Origin of the sequence: Catenuloplanes niger, from assembly GCF_031458255.1 — a bacterium.
GTDB lineage: Bacteria > Actinomycetota > Actinomycetes > Mycobacteriales > Micromonosporaceae > Catenuloplanes > Catenuloplanes niger.
Genome location: NZ_JAVDYC010000001.1, coordinates 8,051,789 through 8,074,011, shown reverse-complemented (window position 1 = coordinate 8,074,011; position 22,223 = coordinate 8,051,789). Strand labels below are relative to the sequence as shown.

23 protein-coding genes are annotated in these 22,223 nt (G+C 74.2%); 7 read left to right on the top strand and 16 right to left on the bottom strand.

The features are described 5' to 3' along the window. Positions 1-14 precede the first annotated feature (14 nt). The gene (locus tag J2S44_RS35480) at positions 15-1,091 is read left to right on the top strand and encodes a hypothetical protein (protein WP_310423291.1); all 1,077 of its coding nucleotides are present in this window, start codon (positions 15-17) and stop codon (positions 1,089-1,091) included. A gap of 115 nt (positions 1,092-1,206) precedes the next feature. Here J2S44_RS35480 and J2S44_RS35475 read toward each other — a convergent pair whose 3' ends face one another. The 3 genes from J2S44_RS35475 to J2S44_RS35465 form a co-directional block, all read right to left on the bottom strand. Next, complete coding sequence (locus J2S44_RS35475; protein WP_310423288.1) at positions 1,207-1,557, bottom strand: hypothetical protein; 351 nt, start codon at positions 1,555-1,557, stop codon at positions 1,207-1,209. A 119-nt stretch (positions 1,558-1,676) separates the two neighbouring features. Then, positions 1,677-3,038 carry a UDP-N-acetylmuramoyl-L-alanine--D-glutamate ligase gene (gene murD, locus J2S44_RS35470; RefSeq protein WP_310423286.1) on the bottom strand — a complete coding sequence of 454 codons (1,362 nt, stop codon included), beginning with the start codon at positions 3,036-3,038 and terminating at the stop codon, positions 1,677-1,679. A gap of 131 nt (positions 3,039-3,169) precedes the next feature. Next, a complete protein-coding gene (locus J2S44_RS35465) occupies positions 3,170-4,528 on the bottom strand; it encodes a hypothetical protein (RefSeq protein WP_310423282.1) in 1,359 nt (452 codons plus the stop codon). 255 nt (positions 4,529-4,783) lie between these two features. Here J2S44_RS35465 and J2S44_RS35460 point away from each other — a divergent pair, with 255 nt between their 5' ends. Then, the gene (locus tag J2S44_RS35460) at positions 4,784-5,671 is read left to right on the top strand and encodes an anti-sigma factor domain-containing protein (protein ID WP_310423279.1); all 888 of its coding nucleotides are present in this window, start codon (positions 4,784-4,786) and stop codon (positions 5,669-5,671) included. Between the two features lie 4 nt (positions 5,672-5,675). Here J2S44_RS35460 and J2S44_RS35455 read toward each other — a convergent pair whose 3' ends face one another. Continuing rightward, entirely contained in the window at positions 5,676-6,275 is a 600-nt protein-coding gene (locus tag J2S44_RS35455) for a DUF4232 domain-containing protein (protein WP_310423277.1), read from the bottom strand. Positions 6,276-6,348: 73 nt separating this feature from the next. Next, positions 6,349-7,467 (bottom strand): serine hydrolase domain-containing protein, encoded by a 1,119-nt coding sequence (locus J2S44_RS35450; protein WP_310423275.1) that lies wholly within the window; start codon positions 7,465-7,467, stop codon positions 6,349-6,351. 171 nt (positions 7,468-7,638) lie between these two features. On the opposite strand from J2S44_RS35450, the gene J2S44_RS35445 reads away from it, so the two are divergent. After that, the gene (locus J2S44_RS35445) at positions 7,639-8,307 is read left to right on the top strand and encodes a copper homeostasis protein CutC (protein ID WP_310423273.1); all 669 of its coding nucleotides are present in this window, start codon (positions 7,639-7,641) and stop codon (positions 8,305-8,307) included. An 80-nt stretch (positions 8,308-8,387) separates the two neighbouring features. Here J2S44_RS35445 and J2S44_RS35440 read toward each other — a convergent pair whose 3' ends face one another. Continuing rightward, positions 8,388-9,194 carry an SGNH/GDSL hydrolase family protein gene (locus J2S44_RS35440; RefSeq protein ID WP_310423270.1) on the bottom strand — a complete coding sequence of 269 codons (807 nt, stop codon included), beginning with the start codon at positions 9,192-9,194 and terminating at the stop codon, positions 8,388-8,390. A 191-nt stretch (positions 9,195-9,385) separates the two neighbouring features. Then, complete coding sequence (locus tag J2S44_RS35435; RefSeq protein WP_310423268.1) at positions 9,386-9,898, bottom strand: alpha-ketoglutarate-dependent dioxygenase AlkB family protein; 513 nt, start codon at positions 9,896-9,898, stop codon at positions 9,386-9,388. 59 nt (positions 9,899-9,957) lie between these two features. Between J2S44_RS35435 and J2S44_RS35430 the strand changes: the two genes are divergently transcribed. Next, on the top strand, positions 9,958-10,371 hold the full coding sequence (locus J2S44_RS35430) for a DoxX family protein (RefSeq protein WP_310423265.1): 414 nt from the start codon (positions 9,958-9,960) through the stop codon (positions 10,369-10,371). A 391-nt stretch (positions 10,372-10,762) separates the two neighbouring features. Here J2S44_RS35430 and J2S44_RS35425 read toward each other — a convergent pair whose 3' ends face one another. The 8 genes from J2S44_RS35425 to J2S44_RS35390 form a co-directional block, all read right to left on the bottom strand. Then, entirely contained in the window at positions 10,763-11,260 is a 498-nt protein-coding gene (locus J2S44_RS35425) for a hypothetical protein (protein WP_310423262.1), read from the bottom strand. Positions 11,261-11,357: 97 nt separating this feature from the next. Beyond that, the gene (locus J2S44_RS35420; RefSeq protein WP_310423260.1) at positions 11,358-11,873 is read right to left on the bottom strand and encodes a DUF6924 domain-containing protein; all 516 of its coding nucleotides are present in this window, start codon (positions 11,871-11,873) and stop codon (positions 11,358-11,360) included. A 40-nt stretch (positions 11,874-11,913) separates the two neighbouring features. Then, on the bottom strand, positions 11,914-12,831 hold the full coding sequence (locus tag J2S44_RS35415) for a 1-phosphofructokinase family hexose kinase (RefSeq protein WP_310423257.1): 918 nt from the start codon (positions 12,829-12,831) through the stop codon (positions 11,914-11,916). 71 nt (positions 12,832-12,902) lie between these two features. Further along, positions 12,903-13,328, bottom strand: a complete 426-nt coding sequence (locus tag J2S44_RS35410) for a hypothetical protein (RefSeq protein ID WP_310423254.1) — start codon at positions 13,326-13,328, stop codon at positions 12,903-12,905. Between the two features lie 360 nt (positions 13,329-13,688). Continuing rightward, positions 13,689-15,890: an MMPL family transporter gene (locus tag J2S44_RS35405; protein ID WP_310423250.1), complete on the bottom strand. Its 2,202-nt coding sequence runs from the start codon at positions 15,888-15,890 to the stop codon at positions 13,689-13,691. 25 nt (positions 15,891-15,915) lie between these two features. Then, the gene (locus J2S44_RS35400) at positions 15,916-16,638 is read right to left on the bottom strand and encodes a TetR/AcrR family transcriptional regulator (RefSeq protein WP_310423247.1); all 723 of its coding nucleotides are present in this window, start codon (positions 16,636-16,638) and stop codon (positions 15,916-15,918) included. Between the two features lie 159 nt (positions 16,639-16,797). Next, the gene (locus J2S44_RS35395; protein ID WP_310423244.1) at positions 16,798-17,574 is read right to left on the bottom strand and encodes a MerR family transcriptional regulator; all 777 of its coding nucleotides are present in this window, start codon (positions 17,572-17,574) and stop codon (positions 16,798-16,800) included. Then, positions 17,571-19,013: an MFS transporter gene (locus J2S44_RS35390; RefSeq protein ID WP_310423240.1), complete on the bottom strand. Its 1,443-nt coding sequence runs from the start codon at positions 19,011-19,013 to the stop codon at positions 17,571-17,573. The genes J2S44_RS35395 and J2S44_RS35390 overlap by 4 nt, the downstream gene beginning before the upstream one ends. A 104-nt stretch (positions 19,014-19,117) precedes the next feature. Between J2S44_RS35390 and J2S44_RS35385 the strand changes: the two genes are divergently transcribed. Both J2S44_RS35385 and J2S44_RS35380 read left to right on the top strand, forming a co-directional pair. After that, complete coding sequence (locus J2S44_RS35385; protein WP_310423237.1) at positions 19,118-19,570, top strand: GNAT family N-acetyltransferase; 453 nt, start codon at positions 19,118-19,120, stop codon at positions 19,568-19,570. A gap of 2 nt (positions 19,571-19,572) precedes the next feature. Beyond that, a complete protein-coding gene (locus J2S44_RS35380) occupies positions 19,573-20,316 on the top strand; it encodes a DinB family protein (RefSeq protein WP_310423234.1) in 744 nt (247 codons plus the stop codon). On the opposite strand, the gene J2S44_RS35375 is transcribed toward J2S44_RS35380, so the two are convergent. Continuing rightward, entirely contained in the window at positions 20,313-21,143 is an 831-nt protein-coding gene (locus J2S44_RS35375; protein ID WP_310423231.1) for an SDR family NAD(P)-dependent oxidoreductase, read from the bottom strand. The genes J2S44_RS35380 and J2S44_RS35375 overlap by 4 nt on opposite strands. A gap of 147 nt (positions 21,144-21,290) precedes the next feature. Here J2S44_RS35375 and J2S44_RS35370 point away from each other — a divergent pair, with 147 nt between their 5' ends. Continuing rightward, positions 21,291-22,154 (top strand): helix-turn-helix transcriptional regulator, encoded by an 864-nt coding sequence (locus J2S44_RS35370; RefSeq protein WP_310423228.1) that lies wholly within the window; start codon positions 21,291-21,293, stop codon positions 22,152-22,154. Positions 22,155-22,223 lie beyond the last annotated feature (69 nt).

Sequence of the window (22,223 nt, the reverse complement as noted above, 5' to 3'; positions counted from 1 at the left end):
GACGAAGGAGCAGCGTGGCCCGTTACCCGACCGTGCCGTTGCCGGCCGGCGAGCCGAGGATGATCGCCGGCCAGGTGCGTTCCTGGGTGACGGCACCGCCGATGCGGGACCTGGTCGCCGCGTTCGGCGGCGAGCTGCCGGCGGGCGAGGTGGGCAAGCTGCTCGGCTGGCTCGACGACTTCTCCGCCGCGCACTGGGACTTCCGGCGCGCCGGCGGCGTGGAGCGTGACCAGGTGCGGTCGCCGCACTTCCACCCCGAGACCACCGCCACGGTACGGGAGGCGGCCACCGCGCTCGGCCTCGCCGAGCACCGCCGTCCCCGGCACGCGCGCTACGACCACGTGCTGGTGCTCGGCGGGCTCGGCCGGGCCTGCCTGCAGCGGGTCGCGCACGCGGCCGAGCTGCTGCGATCCGGGGTGGCGGCGACGGAGGTGGCCGCGCTCGGCAGCTTCCGGCCGCTGTCCGCGGCCGAGCGGGCGGAGCCGGGGCTGGCCGGCGCGGTGCACGAGGTGGACGCGATGGAGGTCGCGGTCCGGGCGAGTTTCGGCTTCCCTGCGGACCCGTTCGTCGACCGCGCGACCGGCCCGATCGGCCACGACTCCTGGGCGATCCGCACCTTCCCGGCCGCGACCGGCACGGCGCCGTCAGACACGGCCGCACCGCACACAGCCGCACCGCACACGGCCGCACCGGACACTGCCGCACCGGACACGGCCGCACCGAGCACGACGGCACCGGACACGGCCGGTGCCCCGGCCGTGCACGTGCTGGCCGCGCCGTCGAGTGAACCGGAGAAGCGCCGGGCGCACACGCCGGACACGTACGAGTTCTGGGCGCACCGCTTCGCCGTGCGACCCGGCGACCGGATCCTGGTGGTCACCTCGCCGATCTACGTGCCGTTCCAGCACTGCGACGCGATCCGCATGCTCGGCCTGCCGTACCGCTGCGAGGTCGACACGGTCGGCTTCGACCCGGCCCGGGCCGTGCCACCGCAGCCGGCGACCGCCACCGCCACCGACCGCTACCTGCAGGAGACCCGCTCCGCGATCCTCTCCATGCAGCGCCTGCTCGCGGCGGCCGACGCGACCTGAGGACGACCGGGAACCGGCCGTCGGGCCGCACACCGAGCTCGGCACCCGAGGTGCCGCCCGCGGACGAAACGGCACCCGGCCTCGTCGGAGGCCGGGTGCCGCAGAACCGGATCGACTAGCGCAGGCCGAGGCGCTGGGCCATCGACGGCTTGCCGCGGCCGAGCTTGCTCGCCATCCGGGTGGTCATGGACGGCGTGCGGCGCATCCGGGACGGCAGCGTGGTCACGGCCGCGCGCACGCGCTGGGTCCGCGTCTGCGGCTTGCGCGCCGCGCGCAGCCGGAGCACGGCCGCGGTCGCGCCGGCCAGCACGATCGCGACGGCCGCGACCGGCGTGGGGTTGCGGCGGATCGCGGCGCCGGTCTTGCGGGCCGCCTCCGGTGTGGCGGCGACGGCCTGACTGACGCGGTTCGTGTCGGCCTTCCCGTTCATCGTCGCGGGAGTGTCGTGGACCAGGCTGTCGGTCATGGCATTACCTCCACGAATTCGAAGTCGTGTGCGTGGTGTTCTGCCGTGATCAGTGCCCGTTCTCCCGCGATCGAATCGTGAGTCGGCCCTCATTCACCGTGCGTACACGATCGGGTGCGCTACGGCCGGGTCGCCTCGATCGCCTCGCGGAACACCCGGGAGCGGTGCGCGTAGTTGTCGTACCGCCCGTAGCTGGCCGCGGCCGGGGACATCAGCACCACGCCGCCGGTCGCGGTTCGCTCCCGGCCGATCCGCACCGCCTCGTGCATGTCCGCCGCCTCGACGACCGAGATCCCGGGCAGGTCCGCGACCAGCGAGAGGATCATCGGGCCGCTGTCCGGGATGCCGATCAGCGTCGCATTGATCTTGTTCTCGCGCAGGTAGTCGCGCAGCGGCGAGTAGTCCACGCCCCGGTCGTCACCGCCGACGATCACCGAGAGCGGCCGGTCCGCGAAGTTCTCGATCGCGTGGATCGTGGACTGCGGGATGGTGGAGAGCGAGTCGTCGACGAACGTCAGGCCGGACGGGTCCGCGATCGGCTGCAGCCGGTGCTCCAGCCCCGCGAAGCCACGCAGCGCCGCGGCCAGCGCCTCCCGGGACGCGACGCAGTCGACGCCCATCGCCTCGATCGCGGCCAGCGCCACGCACAGGTTGCCCTCGTTGTGCCGGCCGAGCAGGCTCAGGTCCGCGCGCGGGAACAGCGCCTGGCCGGCCCGGAAGAACCAGCGGGTGCCGTCCGGGCCGGGCGCGACGTGGAAGCCGTCCGGCAGCCCGGCCGGGACCAGCGGCAGCCCGCCCCGGTCGGCGAACTCGGCGGCCAGCCGCGCGTCGTGCCCGTGGTAGACCACCGCCTCCGCGCCGTGCATCGCGATGTTGAGCTTGCCCCGGAAGTACGCCTCCTCGCCGCCGAACCAGTCGAGGTGCTCCGGGAAGAGCGAGGTCACCACCGCGACCCGCGGAGAGTCGTCGAGATCCGCGCACTGGTACGCGCTGAGCTCCATCACGTACAGCTCGGCCGGGGGCATGGCCAGCGCCGCGATGCCGATGTTGCCGCCCAGCTCGTTCGGCCGGCCGGCACCGGCCAGCAGCGCGTGCACCAGGCTGGACGTGGTGCTCTTGCCCTTGCTGCCGGTCACGCCCACGGTCCGCTGCCGGTGCGCGGCCATCCACAGCGCGGTCCCGCTGGTCACCACGCCGCCGCGGGCCCGGTGCTCGACGATCCACGGGTGCACGTCCGGGATGCCCGGCGACCGCACGATCACGTCGATCTCGGCCAGTTCGCGGTGCGCGTCCTCGCCGCCGAACAGCGGCGCCGCCGCGGCCAGGTGCCCGGTCCAGGTGGTCGCGAGGAAGTTCGCGGAGTCCTGCACGGTGATCAGCCGCCGCGGCCCGGCCGGCGCGATCGCCTCGACCGCCGCGATGCCCTCACGGCCCGTACCCCAGACCGCCACCCGGCGTCCGGCCAGCTCCCGCAGCTCCACGTCTCTCCCCAGCGTCGCAGCCCCCACCCCACCGGCGGCGGTACCAGCAACATAGGCCATGGCCCGAACGTCCCGCCCGGCCAGGCCGCTGTCCCCGGCGACCGGGGCGGCGGGGGCGGCCGGCGCGGGCCTCAGTCCGCGGTGAGGAGCAGGACCTCGGGGGTGAGCGTGAGTGCGGCGCCGGCCTCGGTGCGGGCGGTGACGACGCCGTCGGAGACCGCGACCAGCGTCAGGATACTGCGGGAGATGCCCCGGGCGGCGAGCATCGTGGGGTTGCCGGTGTCCGCGCCGGCACCGCGGACCGCGACGTCGCCGGTGCCGTCGCCCGTCGCGGTGACCCGCAGGAACGCGCCGCCGATCCGGTCGAGCGGCACGCCGGCGAGCCCGGTGTCCGGCACCACGGTCACGGTCTCCGCACGGCCCGCGTCGACGTCGGCCGTTCCGGGCGGCGCCGCGGGCACGCCGGCGACCGGCGTCGGGACGACCTCACCCGGGCCACCGGCGGCACCGGACGGCGACGGCACATCCCCCGACGGCGCGGTGCCGGACGACGCGGTGCCGGGCGGCAGCAGCGCGGACGGTGGCAGGCTCGGCGCCGGGGACGGGTTCCCCGGCAGCGGGACCATCACCAGCAGGCCCGCCGCGGACGTCTCCGCCTCCTCGCCGGTGACGTAGCCGACCAGGTCGGCGCGCAGCTCCGTACCGGCCTCGTAGTGGATTGTGATCTTGTCGCCGTCGACCGGGACGAGCATCAGCCCGCCGCGGGTCCGGTCCGCACCCTTGGTCGCGGACCAGAACAGCTCCTGCCGGTCGGAGTCGCCCGCTCGGACGAACCCGCCCTCGGTGCCGACGTCCGCCGCGACCTGCAGCATCACCGCGGAGACCGACCTGCCGGCCAGCTCCGGGACGCGGTCCAGGTCGAGCTCCTTCTCGTCCCCCTCCGGCTCCTTGACCAGGCGGAAGATCTCCCGGGACGGGACCGGCACGACCCGGCCCGCGGCCGCGGCCGACGCCGGCGTCAGCGTGCCGACCAGCTGGACCACCAGGCGCCCGCCGGCCTCGTCGCGGACCCGCAGCGCGCCGTCACCGGCCACCGGCACGATCAGCGTGGTGCTGGTCTGCCCGCCCTCGCCGGCCAGCCGCAGCGCCGGGATCGTGCCCTCGGACGACGTGACGGTGACCGCGCCGGCCCGCGCCGCGTCCAGCGCGGAGACCGCGAGCACCACGGCCGTGCTGCCCTCGGCAACGTCCAGCAGCGACACGTTGACCTCGTCGCCCGGCGCGAGCGGCTCGCCGGACCGGTTGTCGAACAGCGACTGCGGCCCGGCCGGTACGAGCCGGTTCGACGCGATCGCGGCGGCCGCGTTCGTCAGCACGATCTCCGGGACGTCCACCGAGTTCGCCGAGGGCGCGCGCTCGTCCGCGAACAGCAGCCGGGTGCCGGCCAGTGCCATCGCGGCACCGGCCAGCACCGCCACCCCCACCGTCACGATCCGGAAGACGACACCCGGCCGTCCTCGACTCCACCCCGCCATTCGGCCGCCTCCGCATCGCTGTTTCTTCGCACCCCGGACCCCCCGTGCGGCCCGGGACTCGCCCCGCCACACCCAATACGGTGAAAATCAAGAACCGGTTCTCCCCCATTCTGGGGTACGGGTAAAGGCCCATCGATCAGGCACGACGTCACCCGGCCGATGGACGTGCGCGCATGCCCCGGGCCGCCGCCGGCCCGTATGGTGGCCGGTGTGACCGACGCGGAGTCACCACGCAATCGCGCACCCGACCCGGGCGCGGGCGGTGACGCGCCCGGGCAGTGGTTCGGCACCGGGCCGGACGACGACGAGATCGAGGACTTCCCGGCGTCGCCACCGCCGTATCCGGGCCCGGCACCCCGCCCACCGGACGAGCCACCGCACTCCGCCTATCCGCCGGACCCGGCCTATCCGCCGGACCCGGGCTACCCGCCGCCGGACGGGGCGCCGTCCTTGCGGGACGGTGGGGTGGTGCCGGACCGGCAGGTCGCGGGCGTGGCCGACTACTGGCCGGTGCCGCCGCGGGAGGCGGTCGCGGCGGTGCCGGAGCGCGGGACGGGGCGGAAGCGGCGGGCCGGGCCGGCCGGGCCCGGACCGGGCGTGCCGGGTTCCTCCGCCGGTGCGTCCGGCCCGCTCGCCGTACCCTCGGACGGGTCTGTGGGTCTTCGGCGCCCGTGGGCGCTGCCGCTCGCGGCGCTGGCGGCGGCCGCGGCGCTGACCGCCGGGGTGCTGGTGGTGGACCGGGTGCTGACGCCGCCGAACCCGTTCCTGGAGGGCGGCACGGAGTTCGCGGCGACCGGGGCGAACGGCGCGACCGGCACGGTGCGGCTGGTGCCGACCGGCACCGGGACCGGCGTGGTGCTGGAGCCGGACGGGTTGCCGGCGGCCGCGGCGGGCAGCTACTACGCGGCCTGGCTGCGCGGTCCGGACGGGACGGTGGTGCCGCTGGGGTCGTTCCACGAGCGGCGGACCGGCATCCCGGTCTTCCTGTGGAGCGCGGTCGAGCCGGCCGGCTACCCGGAGTTCGTGGTGACGCTCCAGTCCGAGAACGATCAGCCGGCGCCGGACGGCCCGGTGGTGCTCACCGCCCGGCTCGGCTGACGGGTCACCAGGCGACGACGCCCTGGGTGGACGGCTGGATCGTGCCGACCTGGAGGCCGCTGACCGGCAGCCGCTCGACGGCCTGGTCGCCGCCCTCGACGCCGGTGATCGTGGCGTTGACCGGCGTGCCGCCGCCGGGCGGCGAGACGGTGAGCGTGGTGGCCACCGCGCAGCCGGACGCGCCCAGGTCGCAGATCGTCCACTTGAAGCCGGCGAACGCGGTCTCGCCCGGGTCGAGCGCCGTGGCCGTGGCCGGGCCGGGCTGCTCGACCTCCTCGACCGGCACCGTGAGCGCGCTGCCGTCCGCGGCCCGCAGGCCGAGCGTGGGGCGGCCGTCCAGCGTGCACGGGCCGTCGGACGCGTTCGTGATCGCCAGCAGCGCCACGCCGGCGTCCTGCACGGTCGCCGCCGCCCGGATGTCCTCGCCGGTGCAGGCCTCGCCGCCGGCCACGCCGGCCACCGAGCCGGCCGGCACCGGCGCCGTGCTGCGCGTCCCGGCAACCGGCCCGGGCTCGCCCGCGGCCTCCTGGCCGGCATCGCCGGCGCAGGCCGTGACGGTGCACAACAGCGCGGCCGCCGTGATGACCCGGAACGGACGCCTCATGTCAGGACCCCTCTCGTCGACTGCCCGGATCGTTCCCGGACGGCCGCGGGAGTATGCCGGTTTCGCGAGGGTCCTACCTGATCGACGCGTTCACCGCCCGGATCAGGTTCGCCGCGCGGGTGTCCGGTTCCGCATAGTCGGCGTGCATGCGGTTCGGCACGTAGCCGAACGCGACGCCGGTCTCCGGGTCGGCGTACCCGATCGAGCCGCCGTGCCCGGGCCAGCCGAACGCGGACGGCGAGTACCACGGCAGGTCCGGCGACGGCAGCCCGAAGCCGAGCCCGCTCCGGCTCGGCACCTCCATGATCACGTCAGGCCCGGCCGCGGCCTCCGCCGTGGCCGTCGCCAGCGTCGCCGGCGCGAGGACGCGCACGCCGTCCACCTCGCCGATCAGCGCGGCGTAGAAGCGGGCCAGCGCGGCGGCCGTGCAGACGCCGTTGACGGACGGGATCTCGCAGGTCAGCGCGGCCGGCTCGGACAGGTCGAGCGGCTCCTCGCTGATCACCAGCGTGCGGGTCCGCAGCGCGGCCGGGTCCAGCGCGGCGAGCACGGCCCGCTCCCCCGGCGACGTGATCAGGGTGGCGAGCCGGTCCAGTTCGGACGCCGGCAGGCCGACGTGCAGGTCCAGCCCGAGCGGCGCCGCGATCTCCTCCCGGAAGAACACCCCGGGGGTACGGCCGTCCGCACGCCGGACCACCTCGCCGACCAGCCAGCCGAATGTCAGCGCGTGGTAGCCGATCGCGGTCCCCGGCTCCCACTCCGGCACGGCCTCGGCCAGCCGCTCGACCACCGGGTGCCAGGCGTAGACGTCGGCCAGCGGCATGCGGGGCAGCGCGGGCAACCCGGCCTGGTGGGTGAGCAGCCAGCGGACCGGGATGCCGGCCTTGCCGTGCCGGGCGAACTCCGGCCAGTACGCCGCGACCGGCGCGTCCAGGTCGAGCACGCCGCGCTCGGCCAGCACCAGCGCGACGGTGGCCGGCACCGCCTTGGTGGTGGAGAAGACGACCTGCAGCGTGTCGCGCTCCCAGCGCCGGCCGGTCGCCGGATCCGCCACGCCGCCCCACAGATCGACGACCCGCTCACCGGCCCGGTAGACCGCGACCGCCGCACCGGCCTCGCGCGCCATGTTCGCCGCGAACGCCTCCGCCACCCGCTCGTAACCGGGCGCGACCGTACCGTGGATGTCCGTCATGGGTGGTCAGGCTATCCTGGCTCGGCCGGTCAGGGCCGGTGGCGCGTCGTGGGTGACGAACGGTCCGCGCGCGAGCGGTTCGGCGCGCGGCTACGCTGATGCATCGACGTACGCGAGATCACAGCGGCGATTCGCCGGGGAACATGCCTCGCATATGGGACCATGCCGCCTATGTCGCGCCCGCTGCTGGAAGTCATCGCGCTCGGCCCCGCCGACGCCCGCCGTGCCGCCGACGGCGGCGCCGACCGGATCGAACTGGTCAGCGACATGGACGCGGCCGGCCTGACCCCCGACCCGGCCACCGTCGAGGCGGTCCGCGCGGCCGTCGACATCCCGGTCCGGGTGATGCTCCGCGACCGGGACGGCTTCGCGCCGCGCGACCTGGCCGCACTGCGCGGCACCGCCAAAGCGGTCCGCGGCGCCGGTGCGACCGAGTTCGTGCTCGGCTTCCTCACCCCCGCCGGCGGCGTCGACCTGCCGGCCGTGCAGGAACTGCTCGACGTGCTGGACGGCGCGCCGTGGACGTTCCACCGCGCCATCGACCACGCGGCCGACCGGACCGCGGCCTGGGACGTGCTGCGCGACCTGCCCGGCCTCGACTGTGTCCTGACCGCCGGCTGCCCGTCCGGCGTCACCGACGGCCTGCCCGTCCTCGCCGCCGAGGCCGCGTCCGGCATCCCGGTCCTGGCCGGCGGCGGCCTCCGCCCACCCCACCTGACGCCGCTGCGCGAGGCCGGCGTCACCGCGTTCCACACCGGCGGTGCGGTCCGCCCGGAGGGCCGCTGGGACCGGCCGGTCGACCCGGACCTGGTCGCGTCCTGGCGCGCGGCGCTCAGCTGATCGACGCGCTCGGCCGATCGACGGCGGCCCGCCGGCCGCGGAACCGGGGGTGCGCCGCGGCCCACCCCCGGTCACCCGCCTCAGAGCTTGCTGATCTCCGCGGACAGCATGTACGCGTAGACCACGGCGTGGCCGTACCTCTTCGGGTGGAAGATCTGGACGTGCTTGGTGACGTCCGCGCTCACGCCGTGGATCCACTCGTTCTTCATCGGGGTGGTGCACGCCTCGTGACCGAGGAACGGCAGCCGCATCTCGACGAACCGCACACCGGCCCGGCCGGCCGCGTCCGCGATGCCCGCGGCCAGGTGATCGGCGTTGTGCGTGACCTGCTGCCGCTTCGCGGCGCTGAGGCCGACCGCGCCGCAGCTGCCGGTCCCCTCCGCCACCAGCCGCGGGTACCCGAGCACCAGGACCCGCGCGTGCGGCGCCCGCGCCCGGATGTCGGTGTAGAGCGCGGCCAGGTCGTCGGCCAGCGTGGTGCGTGCGTAGTGGGCGGCCAGGTCGGTGGCCGCCTTGCAGTCCGCGTCGGTGCCGGTCAGGCACGTGCGGACGGTGTTGGTGAAGCCGTCGTCGTTGCCGCCCACGGTGATCGTGACGAGCGTGGTCCGCGCACCGAGCGCGCCCATCTGGCCGGCGCGCACATCGGCGATGGTGGCGCCGCTGCACGTCATGTCGCGGAGGGTGAAATCGGAGTGGATGCGCGCCCAGGTACGCGGGTAGCTGTCCTCGCTCCGCAGACACGCGCCGCTGGACTCGAGGTACGGCGGCGCGCCGACGCCGGAGGCGAACGAGTCGCCGAGCGCCACGTAGTCACCGGGAGTCAGGCCCGTCGCCTGAGCGGGTGTCGCGGCCGCCACCGTGGCGGTGACCGCCAGCACGGCGGTCACGAGGGCCGAACGGAGTCTGTGCATATACGTCTACACCTCGGGGATCGGGGATGCGGGCAATCCGTCCGCTGCCCGGCACCGTGCCGGGCGGGACGCGTCATCGTGGCCCCGGACGCGGGACACCCGCATCGGCATCCGTTGCCTACCTCCACCACCCGCGGCGGTCAGGCATGCGGTGCGCCCGGCCGCCGTCACGACGCGGACAGCCGGAACGTCAGGCTGAACCGCAGTCCCACACCGTCCGCCCGCGGCACGGCGTGCGACCAGTGCCGCTGGGTCTCCTCCGTCATCAGCAGCAGCGAGCCGTGCGCGAGCGGCATCTCCACCCGCCGCTGCCGGTCGAGACCGCGGAAGACCAGCGTGCGGGTCGCGCCCAGGGACACGATCGCGACCGCGCTGCCCGGGGCCGGCCCCGCGTACGAGTCCCGGTGGAACCCCATCGTGTTCGCGCCGGTCTCGTACCGGTTGGCCAGACAGTTGTCGAAACCGTGTCCGGCGTGGACCGATGCCGTCCCCGCCACCGCTGCGAGCTCCGGTGGCATCGGCCTAGGATCATGATGCCGGCCGGAATAGTCGTACGGCGTACCGAAACTGGCGGTCTGCCGCGCCCGCATCCCCTCATCCCACTCCAGCGTCCGCAGGAAGCCGAACACGGCGTCCGGGTCGGACAGCGCACCGGGCACGTACCGCACATAAAGATCCATCGACCGACCCTACGACCGCCGTACGCCGGGCGGCCGTCGATCAACACGGGGAGCGAAGCGTGCTCGCAATCGCCGCACAGGCACTGCTCGGCCTGGCCCTGCTCGGCGCCGGCACCGGCCACCTCACGGTGCTGCGCGACGAGTTCCACGCCCAGGTCCCGCCGTGGATCCCGCTGGACGCCGACTTCGTCGTGGTCGCGTCCGGCGTCGTCGAAATCGCGCTCGGCCTGGCGCTGCTGCTCACCTGGCGGCAGCCGGCCCGCGGCCTGGTCGGCGCCGTGACGGCCGCGTTCTTCGTCGCCGTGTTCCCCGGCAACATCGCCCAGTTCACCGAGCACCGTGACGCCTTCGGCCTCGAGTCCGACCTCGCCCGCGGCATCCGCCTGCTCTTCCAGCCGCTGCTGATCGTCTGGGCCCTCACCGCCACCGGCGCGATCCCCGCACTCCGCACCCTCCTCCACCGCCGCCGCTGACACCGCCGCCGCCTCCCCGGCGCGGCCCCCTCCCCGGCACCGCGCGGCCACCTCCGCGCTTTCACGGGCACTTCCCGGCGCTCCCGCGGTCACCGCTCAACCGGCCGGTCCGCGGGACGAACGTTCACCGGTCACCTCCGTCGTGTCCGAAATATCGTCCTAAAGCAGGTTCCCAGCGCACACCGCCCGCGCTCCACGCCCCGGTGGATCATTGACCGATGCGAAAAGGCGCCCGATCGGCGTTGTGGACCTCGTTTTCGCATCCGTCAATGATCCAGACGGTGCGACGCACGCGGGTACGGCACGACGGCGGATGGGCGGGCGCCGCTCCGGCGAGGTCAACTCACCCGTTCCGGCGCGGGGCCGACCCGGTGCCGGCTCGGTCGTTCCGTCATTCGTGGCCGACCCCGGCGACCCTCGCTCGGTCACCGGCGAAGTCGAGTCGCTCCGCCACACACGAGCGATGCGCGACAAGGGAGACGCACCCGGGGCCGTCGGCGCTGCGCACATCGATCGAGACGCCGTCCCCTCCCGAGCTCACCACCGTCGGCCGAGCGCAGAACGCACATGGCCGGCGCAGCGCGCGCAGGTCCGCACCACGCAGCGAGAGACGCAGCCAGAGCGGCGGCGCGTACCGGTCGATCTCCTGAACGACCGCGTCCGCCTCGCTCCCGACCGCGGGCAACTCGTGCGGCAGCGCCCTCGGCGAACCGGACGGACTGTCGATGTATGCGCCGTCCACCGAGGCGCCCACGTCCTCGTGCCCGCGCACCCGGACCATGACGCCCCAACGCTCGTGGCTCACGATCCTCACCCGGACCGTCTCACCGACCACCAGTGCCGACACCCCGCCGTCGAACCGCTCCATGTCGCCAGTGTCCTCGATCATCCAGCGGCCGGCTCCGGCGAGGCACTCGGCGGACGCGCGGGTTCCGGGGGTGCCGCTCGACCGGTTCGCACCCGCACCGGTCCGAGGGGTGGTGGGGTCAGCGGCGGCGGGCGGTGGGTGAGGTGGAGAAGTCGTAGTCGTCGGCGTCGAAGGGGACGCCCTTCAGGGAGGCGATCGCGGAGAGCACCTTGATCTGGCCCTCGCGTCCGCCGCACCGGTAGACGCCGTCCGGGTCGACGCTGCGCACGTAGTCGTGGAAGAAGCCGGGCGCGACGAACAGGTTGTTGGCGACGTGCCAGAGCACCTCGGGGGCGGACCGGAACGTGCCGCCCGGGTCGTCGATCAGGTCCACGACCAGCAGCGGCAGGTCGGGTGAGCTCATGGTGACGCTGTCGGCGAGCGCGACCATCGGGTGGGACGGGGTCCGCGGGACCAGCTTCAGCGCGCGGGCCGGGCTCACGCCGGAGAAGGCCGGGTCGTCCACGAACGTGAACGCGGCGCGCACCAGGTCGCCGCCGGGTGGTTCGGCGACGGCCCGGCACACCCGCGTCCACGCGTCCACGTCGGTGAAGTCGGTGCGCACGACCAGCGTGCTCTCGGTCACAGGCAGCATGGTCCAACGCTAACAATCCGGGCGTGCGCGCCGGGCCGGATCAGCGGTCTTCCAGCCGGACCCGGCCGATCAGCTCGGCGATCGCCTCGGCGTCGCCGGTGCCGAGGCCGCGCCGGGTGACGTTGAGCGCGCCGGCGGCGGCGCCGGTGCGCAGCGCCTCCTCGATGTCGCCGCCACGGGCGAGGACGGACGCGATGCCGGCGGTCATCGAGTCGCCGGCGCCGCGGTGGTCGGCGACCTCGAGCGCGGGCGGCTCGACCGCGACCACCCGGCCGTCGAAGAGGGCCAGGCTGGGCGCGTCGGGGCGGCTGATCAGCACGGTGCCGGCGCCCTCGTCGAGCACGCTCCGGCCGGCCTCGATCAGCGCCTTCTCGTCGTCGCCGGACGCCCGGCCCGCGTCGATCAGCTCCTCGTGGCTGACCTTGACGAACGCGGGTTTGCCCTTGAGCACCGCCGTGAGGTCGTCGCCGGACAGGTCCACGACCACGGTGACGCCGTTGTTGCCGAGGTCGGCGGCGAGCCGCCGGTAGACGTCCGGGTCGACGACGCCGGGTGCGGCCGAGCCGCTGAGCACCGCGACCGGGGACCGCAGGCCCTCGGCGAGCGCGAGCCCGTAGAGCTCGTCGATGTCGTGCCGGGTGAGCGGGACGCCGCCGTCCTCGGCGATCTCGTCGCGTTCCCCGCTGCGGCGGTCGTGGACGTACCAGCCGTTGCCCGAGTCCCGTTTCACCGACCGGATGTCGATGTTCTCGCCGCCGAGCCGCCCGAGCAGGACCTCACCGGTCTCTCCGCCCAGGGACACACACAGCGTCACGGGTACGCCGAGCGACGCCACCATCCGGGACATCCAGACGCCCTGGCCACCCGCGTGTACATGCAACTCCGGCCGGTCCGCCCGTTCCTCGATCGTCACCGTCAGGATCGGTACGGCCGCGAACACCATCACCCGCGCATCCATGACCCCGACGTGCCCGGAATCCGGCCCGGTCACCCCTGGTAGATGCTGTGAACTCGCTGAGTGTTGTCGGCTCAGGCGGCGGCCGCGCGGGCGGAGACGAACTCGTGCAGCCGCAGCCACTCCGTCTCCAGCACCGCACCGTACGCGCGGGCCACGTCAATCATGTCGCGGGCCCGGTCGAAGTCCCCGGCCAGGAACGCCGCGGTCGCGGCCGCGTTCGCCTGACCGCCCCGGGCGCGGCGCAGCTCGGACCACTCCTCCGCGGTCCGCACCACGTCCGGCAGCCCGTGCGCGGCCACGTGCGCCTCCAGCCAGGCGCGCTCCTCGTCGGTCGCGCCGGTGATCTCGCAGACGTACTTCTGCCAGCCGCCGGCCACGTCCCGGTAGCCGGGCGCCCACTGCTCCGTCGCCATCAGCAGCTGCTGCCGGCGTATCTTCGCGCGTCGCTGCTCCAGATCGTCACCGAGCGCCGGAGCGTTCTCGACAGTCGCGGTCATGCGGTTCCCCCTCGAAGATCAACGTCAGTCGGCCAGATTTCCCTGCGCGACCGGCACCCATGCCCGTCACCCGGACACGACCCGGTAACGATGGTTACCAGGCGTCCCCTGCGAGGGTGCGCGGCGCGGCCGGGAGGTGCCCGGCCGCGGGCCGCGCGGGCTCGGTGACCAGCGACGGCACCGGCTCCGATGCGGCGGCCGAGCGGCGGCGGAGGCCGCCGCGAGCGTTTGCCCGCGGGAGCATGCGGGCCGCACCCCGCCGGAAGCGGGAAGATCACGGTCTGGGGTGGGAGGAGGCGGAAACCGCGAGGAGCAGGCTCCCGGACGGCCGGGACCCTGCTCCTCGGGTGCGGGACGGCGTCAGTGGCGGGCGGTCTCCGACTCCGGCGCGGAGGTCTCCGTGACCTCGCTGACCGTGACCGGCGGGACCGCGCGCTCCAGCGCCGCGCCCTCGACGTCCAGCGTCGGGAGCCAGCGCAGCCAGGCCGGCAGCCACCAGGCGGCGCGGCCGAGCAGGCTGAGCGCGGCCGGGACCGCGATCATGCGCACGATGATCGCGTCGAACAGGATGCCGACGGCCAGCGCGAACGCGATCGGCTTGATCGTGTCGTTGCCCTCCGGGACGAAGCCGGCGAAGACCGCGAACATGATCGTCGCGGCCGCGACGACGACCGGCGCGGCCTGCTTGAAGCCGGTGATCACGGCGTCCCGCGGCGAGGCGCCGTGTGCGTGCGCCTCGTGCATGCGGGAGACCAGGAAGACCTGGTAGTCCATGGCGAGGCCGAACAGGATGCCGATCACGATGATCGGGGCGAGGCTGAGCAGCGGCGCCTCGGTCTCCGTGTTGACCAGCGTATTGAGCCAGCCCCACTGGAAGACCGCGGTGGTGGCGCCGAGCGCGGAGCCGATCGTGAGCAGGAAGCCGAGCACGCCGATCACCGGTACCAGCAGCGACCGGAACACCAGGATCAGCAGGATCAGCGCGAGCCCGACGACCAGCACCAGGTAGCGCGGCAGTGCCTCGTCGAGCTTCTCGGCCACGTCCACGCTGACCGCGGTCTGCCCGGTCACGTAGATCTGGTCGTCACCGGCGTCGTCGACCGTGTCCCGCAGCGTGTGGACCAGCTGCTTCGTCTCCTCGCTGTCCGGCGCGGAGTCGGCGATGACGGTGACCATCGCGGCCGCGTCGTCCGGCCGGGCCGCGGCGAGCGACGCGAACGAGACCCCGTCGAGCGCCTGGAACGACGCCACGATCGCGGTGGCGCGGGCGGTCGCGTTCGCGCCGTCGACCAGCACGACCAGCGGGCCGGAGAAGCCGGGGCCGAACCGCTCGGCGATGATCGCCTGCGCCCGCTCCTGCGTGCTGCCGGCCTGCGCGGGCTGGATCAGCGTGGTCTGCATGGAGAAGAACGGCACGGAGACGACGCCGAGCACGACCACGGCGGCGAGCAGGCTCAGCGTGCGGAACCGGGTGACCGTGTCCGCCCAGCCGCGGTAGAACGGCCGGCCCTGCTCCTCCGGGTCGACCGCGCCGGCGGCGCGCAGCCTGCGGGGCAGCGCGCGGCGGCCCATGAAGCCGAGGACCGCGGGAACCAGCGTGATCGCGATCAGCACGGCCACCACGATGGTGGCCGCGGCCGCGATGCCCATCTCGGTCAGGAACGGGATGCCCGCGACCGCGAGGCCGGCGAGCGCGATGACGACCGTGATGCCGGCCGTGACGACCGCGGAGCCGGCGGTGCCGACCGCCATCGCGGTCGCGTTCTCCGGGTCGCGGCCGTGCAGCAGCTCGTGCCGGTAGCGGGTGACGATGAACAGCGTGTAGTCGATGCCGACCGCGAGACCGAGCATGACCGCGAGGATCGGCGTGGTCGACTGCAGATCGACGAAGCCGCTGAGCGTGGTGATGCCGAGCGCGCCGATGCCGACGCCGACGATCGCGGTGAGCAGGTTCATCCCGGCCGCGACCAGCGAACCGTAGGTGATCGCCAGCACGATCAGCGCCACCACCACGCCGATCGCCTCGGCCGGGCCGCCGATGTCCGAGCCGGGCTCCATGCTGGCCTCGCCGCTGACCTCGGTGTCCAGGCCGCCGTCGCGCGCCTCGGCGACCGCGTCCAGCAGGGCCTCGCGCTGCTCGGCGGTGATCTGCGGCGCGGGCACGCCGTAGGTGACCGTGCTGTACGCCGCGCTCCGGTCCGGCGCGACCGTGGGGCGCTGCGGGTCGAGCGGGTTGCTGGCGCTCTCCACACCGGGCAGCGCGCCGAGCTTCTGCACGTACGCGGTGATCTCCGCGGCCACGGCCGGGTCGCTGACCGCGGCGCCGTCCGGTGCCGCGATCACCACCTGCGCGGTGCCGCCGGACCCGCCGCCGAACCGTTCGTCGATCAGGTCCAGCGCGGTGGTCGACTCCTGGCCGGGAATGCTGAACGACGTGGCCATGGTGCCGGAGAGCGTGACCGCGCCGACCCCGGTGCCGACGAAGACCAGCAGCCAGACGATGGTGACCGCCCATCGGTGCCGGAACGAGCCCAGCCCGAGGCGATGCAGGAAGGTTGCCATGCCGATGGTTCCTCTCGGTGCTTCTCTAACGCGGGTGGCCGAGTGCGTCGTAGATCGCGGCGACCAGGTGGTTGCGCACCTCGCCGGGTGCGTGGTCGCGCAGCTGGTGGAACGGGTGGCCGTCGCCGCTCAGCGCGACCGAGGCGATCGCGAGCGCGCCGACCGCGGCGATCACCCGCACCACGCGGCCCACCTCGGTGCTGCCGGGCAGCACGCCGAAGGCGGTCATCACCGGCCGCGCGATGCCCTCCAGCCGGTCCTGTTCGCCGGGTCCACCGGATCTTCCGCTCGTCGCCGGCTTCCCGGTCGTCGCGGGCTTCCCGGTCGTCGCGGGCTTCCCGGACCGACCGGGCCCACCGGGTTCGGCGGGTTGAGCGGGCTGAACGGGTTGAGCGGGACCGGTCAGCTCGGCGGGACGGCCGACGAAGGACAGCGCGAGCGAGGTCAGGCCGGGGCTGGACAGCGCGAGGTCCACCAGGAGCTCGATCACCGCGCGGTCGCGCTCCGGCCCGTCCGGCATGGCCGCGGCCGTCTCCGCGACCTCGCGCATCGCGCCGGCGCAGCAGTCGACGGCCGCGTCCCACAGCGCCTCCTTGCTCGGGAAGCGGTGCAGCAGGCCGGTCTTCGAGTAGCCGGCCGCGTCCGCGATGCGCTGCACGGACGTGTCCCTGAAGCCGTGCCGGGCGAAGAGCGCGGCCGCATGCTCGACGATCTCGTCGTCGATCTCCTGTCTCGTCTGTCGCGGCACGTGGACCAACTTAGTGCCTCACGGACCATCCTGGTCCGTACCGGACCGTAATGGTCCTCACATTGAGCACACGTCTCATACTCGCATTTCGCCTATCTGCGGCGAAGCGAAAGCAGATCATCCAGCGGTACGGTGCGGGTGCACCCGCCGTGCCCGCACTCAGGCCCCGGGCGTACCCGGCCGGGCGCGGGTGTCCCGCTCCGCGTGCTGGACGTCCGCCACCATCCGGGCCAGGAACGCGCGCTGCGTGTCGTTGAACATCGCGTCCCCGTAGTCGGCGAACAGCGGGTCCACCTGCGGCGCGTGGATCGCCGGATAACCGCCCGCGAAGACGCGCGCGAACACCCGCCGGTACGCGGCCAGCAGCTCGTCCCGCTCACGCTCCGGCGTCTCCCCGTCCAGCGCCGCGAACCGGCCGGAGAGCGCGCTCAACTCGGCGAGCAGGTCCGGCCGGTTCAGCGCGACGTAGAAGTCGCGCAGCTCCCGCCGGCCGTCCTCGTCCAGCAGGTGGTGCAGCAGGATCGACAGGTCCCGGTCCTGCGCCAGCAACGCCGGCGGCAGCCCGGTCGCGTCGTAGGCACCGAGCAGCCCGGCCAGCTCCGGCGGCGTGTCCGGGCTGGCACCGGCCGCCCGCAGCCGGGCGATCACATCGCGGCGGGCGGTGAGCCGCGCGATCTGCGCGGCCAGCTCCGCGTCCAGCTGCTCCAGCACGGAGTCCGCGTGCGTCGCCGACCCCAGCAGCGCCGGGATCTCGTCGAGCGGCACGCCGATCTCGGTCAGCCGGCGGACGCGCAGCAACAGGATCAGGTCGCCGACCGCGTACTCCCGATAGCCGTTCGCCCGCCGCCGCGGCTCCGGCAGCACGCCGACCCGGTGATAGTGCCGCAGCGTGCGCACGCTGACCCCGGCCAGCCGGGCGATCTCGCCGCTGTTCATCCCACCAGCTCCCCAGGCTCCTGCTCACGCCGTTCCGGCTCCTGCTCACGCCGTTCCGGCACCCGCTCGCGCTGCCCCGGCCACCGCTCCGCCTGGTCCGGCTGCCCGTCCTGCCGCTCGGGCTGGTCCGGCAGGTCCGGCTGCCGTGCCGGCTGGTCCGGCCGTGGTGCGCGGGTGGCGGGCGGCCCGGCGGGCCTCAGGGTGCGGAGCGCCGGTGCCCACAGAGCGTAGGCCGCGGTGACCGCCCAGGCCACGGCCAGCGCGACCGCGGCCGTCCGGGCGCCGGACCACTCGGTCAGCACCGCGGCCGCCCCCATGCCGAGCGCCGGGGCGAGCGTCATGATCGCATTCTGCGTGCCCATGATGCGGCCGCGCATGCCGTCCGGGATCCGCTCCACCATGAGCACGCCGAGCAGGCTGCCGAACAGGCCGTTGCCGAGCCCGACCACGCCCGCCGCCGCCAGCACCAGCCACGGTGACGCCAGCGACGCCATCCCGCCGAACCCGGCGACCGTGCACAGCGCGCCGACCACGAACCAGGCCCGGCGCGGTCCCCGGCCACCCACGGCCGCGTAGGTGCCGCCGCCGGCGAGCAGGCCGAGCGCGAGCGCGCTGAGCACGAACCCGAGCAGCTCCGGGCGGCCGGCGAGGGTGAAGTACACCGGCAGCACCAGCGCCTGGAACGCGCTCAGCACCAGCACCAGCACCGTGCTCAACACGGTCGTCACCACCAGGAACGGTGACCCGATCAGCACCCGCCAGCCGTCCCGCAACCGCACCCGCCAGCCGTCCCGCAACCGCACCCGCCCCGGACCCGCGCCCACCGGTCCGGTCGGGGTGGGCGCGCCGAGCGGGCCGGTGGTCGCGAGCGCGCCGGCCTCGCGCGGGATCAGCAGCGTGACCAGGGCCGCTGCGCCGGAGAGCGCGGCCGTGACCCAGAGGACCCCCGTACCGTCGAACGTGGTGACCAGCACGCCCGCCACGCCCGGCCCGATCAGCGTCACCACCGCGCCGCTCGCCTCCCGCAGCCCGAGCAGCCGTTCCGTGCCCAGCCCGCCGCTGCGCACGATCCCGGGCAGCATCGCCTCCCGTGCCGTCAGCCCCGGCACGTCCCCGAACGAGCCGATCACCGCGGACAGCACGAACCAGCCCAGCGACAGCCCGACCGCCGAGTCCAGCAACGGCAGCGCCGCGATCGACGCCGCCGACACCAGATCCGTCAGCACGGACGCGGTCCGCCGGTTGATCCGGTCGATCACCACGCCCATCAGCAGGCCGGCGACTGCCGCCGGTAACGCCGACGCGATCGCCACCGCGCCGGTGGCCAGCACGCTCCCGGTGGTCTGCAGCACGATCAGCGGCAACGCCACCCCGGCAACCGAGTTGCCGAGCAACGACAGCACGTATGAGGCGAGGTACGCCCCCGAAGCTCGTTTCACCCCACCATGGCAAACCATGACGTCGCGTCGGGGTCAACCACCGATCCGCAAACCGGCCGGTAAGGACCCGAAAATCGCTCACCCCTGACGCCTATCCTGCGGTCATGCGTCTGGAACGCGTGACACCGAGGAACTACGAGGCCGCGCTGAAGCTGTCGGTCCGCGACGACCAGCAGGATCTGGTGGCGTCCGTCGAGCACTCGCTCGCGGAGGCGTACGCGTACGGCGACCACGCCTGGCCCCGGCTGGTCTACGACGATGACCGGCTGGTCGGGTTCCTGATGGCATTCGTGGACCTGCCGTGGCGGGACCCGGACGACACCGACCGGCGCTCCGGCCTGTGGCGCCTCAACATCGCCGGCGGCGAGCAGGGCAAGGGGTACGGCACGTTCGCGGTCGAGGCGGCCTGCGCCGAGCTGCGCTCCCGCGGGACCACGGCGTGCTACGTGACCTACGTGCCGCGCGACGGCGGCCCGGAACCGTTCTACCGCGGGCTCGGGTTCGTCCGCACCGGCGAGGTCGCCGACGGTGAGACCGTCGCCGTGCGTACCCTCTGACCATGGCGGACTTCACCGGGCAGGACCTGAGCGGCGCGCGCTTCCGGACGGTGCGGCTGGCCGGCGCCCGCTTCCACGACGTCGACTTCCACCGGGCGCGGATGCGCGGGGTCTGGCTGTCCGACGTGGACATCGACGGCGAGGTCCGCAACCTCGTGATCAACGGCGTCGACGTGGCGCCGCTGATCGAGGCGGAGCTGGACCGCCGCGACCCCCGCCGCCCGCTGATGCGCCCGACCACCCCGGACGGTTACGTCACCGCGTGGGAGGTGGTCGAGCGCATCTGGGCGGAGACCGTCGACCGGGCGCGACGGCTCGACCCGGCGCTGCTGCACGAGCGGGTCGACGACGAGTGGTCGTTCATCGAGACGCTGCGCCACCTGGTCTTCGCCACCGACGCCTGGGTGCGGCGCGGGATCCAGGGTGACCCGTCGCCGTGGCACCCGCTCGACCTGCCGTGGGACGGCATGACGCCGACCCCGGGCGTGCCGTGGGACCGGGACGCCCGGCCGGCGCTGGACGACGTGCTGGCCCTGCGCGCCGACCGCATGTCCGGCGTCCGCGACGTGATCGCCTCGCTCACGCCGGAGTCGCTGGCCGCGCCGACCGCGCCCGCGAGGGGCCCGGGCTGGCCGGCGGAGGGCGACTCGTACCCGGTCTCGGACTGCCTGCTGACCGTGCTCAACGAGGAGTGGCAGCACCGGCTCTACGCGGAGCGGGACCTGGCGGCGCTGGAGTCGCGTTAACCGGCGAAGTCCGTGCTGACGGCCAGCTCGCGGCCGGCCTCGATGTCGCCGGCGAGCGCGCCGACCGCGGCCCTGGCCAGGTCGTACGAGTCGGAGCCGAGCAGCTGGTGCAGCGGCGCCCCGCCCCGCACCGCGACCGTGATGATCGCCTCGGCGGCCTTGACCGGGTCGCCGAGCTGGGTGCCCGGCATGGCGAGGTGGGCGTCGGTCATCTCGCGGATGGCGCCGTAGCCCTCGACGGTGCCGGTGGGCAGGCCGAGCGAGTGCGGGCGCAGGAAGTCGGTGCGGAAGTAGCCCGGCTCGACCAGGTTGACCCGGACGCCGAACTCGGCGACCTCCGCGGCCAGCGACCCGGTCAGGCCCTCCAGCGCGTACTTGCCGGCGCAGTAGAGCGCCCAGCCCGGGAACGTGGTCAGGCCGAGGATCGAGCTGACGTTGATGACGTGCCCGCGGCGCTCGGCCCGGAAGTCCGGCAGCACCGCGCGCAGCACGTTCCAGACGCCGAAGATCTGGACGTCGAACATCTGCCGCACCTCGGCGTCCGTGGTCTCCTCGACCGCGCCCAGGAAGCCGTACCCCGCGTTGTTGACGACCACGTCGATCCGGCCGAAGCGCTCCTTCGCCGCGGTCACGGCCGCGGTGACCTGCCGCTCGTCGGCCAGGTCGACCTCCAGCGGAAGCAGCCGCGCGGTGTCGGCGGCACCGAGTGCCGCGGTCAGCCGGGCGGTGGAGCGGGTGGTCGCCGCGACGCTGTCGCCCCGGGCGAGCAGCTGCGTGACCAGCTCCAGGCCGAGGCCGCGGGACGTGCCGGTGACGAACCAGTTCATGGGTAACTCCTCGAGTCGTGGTGACGGACTCAATGCTTCGACGCCGGCGGCCCGCCGGACAGCGCCGAGCTGGCCCACCCGTACCTGGGAACGGCGTGCCCACCCGGGCCGCTGCCGCCGGCGGCCGGATGCGCCACCATGAATGACATGGATGGTCGTTCCGCACTGGGAGAGTTCCTGCGCGCGTGCCGGGCGAACACGGCGCCGGCGGACGCGGGACAGGGACGGCGGGTGCGCGGCCTGCGCCGGGAGGAGGTCGCGCAGCTGGCCGGCGTGAGCGTCGACTACTACACGCGGCTGGAGCAGGGCCGGCACACCACGCCGTCCGAGACGGTGATCGACGCGCTGGGCCGGGTCTTCGGCCTCGACGCGGCCGGTCACGCGCACCTGGCCGACCTGGCGAGACCGGCGCGCCGCCGGGCCGAGCGGGTCCCGTCGCAGAAGGTGCGGCCGGCGATGCAGCAGCTGATCGCGTCGATGACCGAGCACCCGGCGTTCATCATCGGCCGGCGCACCGACGTCCTCGCGGCGAACCCGCTGGCCCGCGCGCTGCTCGCGGACTGGCCGAGCCGGCCGCCCCGGGAACGCAACTACACCCGCTGGGTCTTCCTCGACCCGGCCGCGCGCGACCTCTTCGCCGACTGGCGGACCGTCGCGGCCGAGGTGGTCGGCACGCTGCGGCTGTACGCCGGCCGCCACCCCGACGACGTGCGGCTCAACGAGCTGGTCGGCGAACTGACGATCAAGAGCGCCGAGTTCCGCACCTGGTGGAACGGCCACCGCGTGCACGAACGTACGCACGGCACCAAGCGCCTGCTGCACCCCGCGGTCGGCCCGATCACCATCCGTTACGAGGCGTTGTCCCTGCCCGGCGACGACGACCAGACCCTCTTCGTCTACAACACCGACCCCGGCAGCCCGTCCCACGACAACATGCGCCTGCTCGCCCTCTGGGCCGACCCCCGGGCACCCCGGGACGCGCGGCCGGCCGTGCCGCGGACACGCGAATAACGGCGGCGCGGCGCGCGGGTTAGGTTTGACGGGCAGAGAGCCGATCTTGAGGGTACGGGGTGAGGTGGC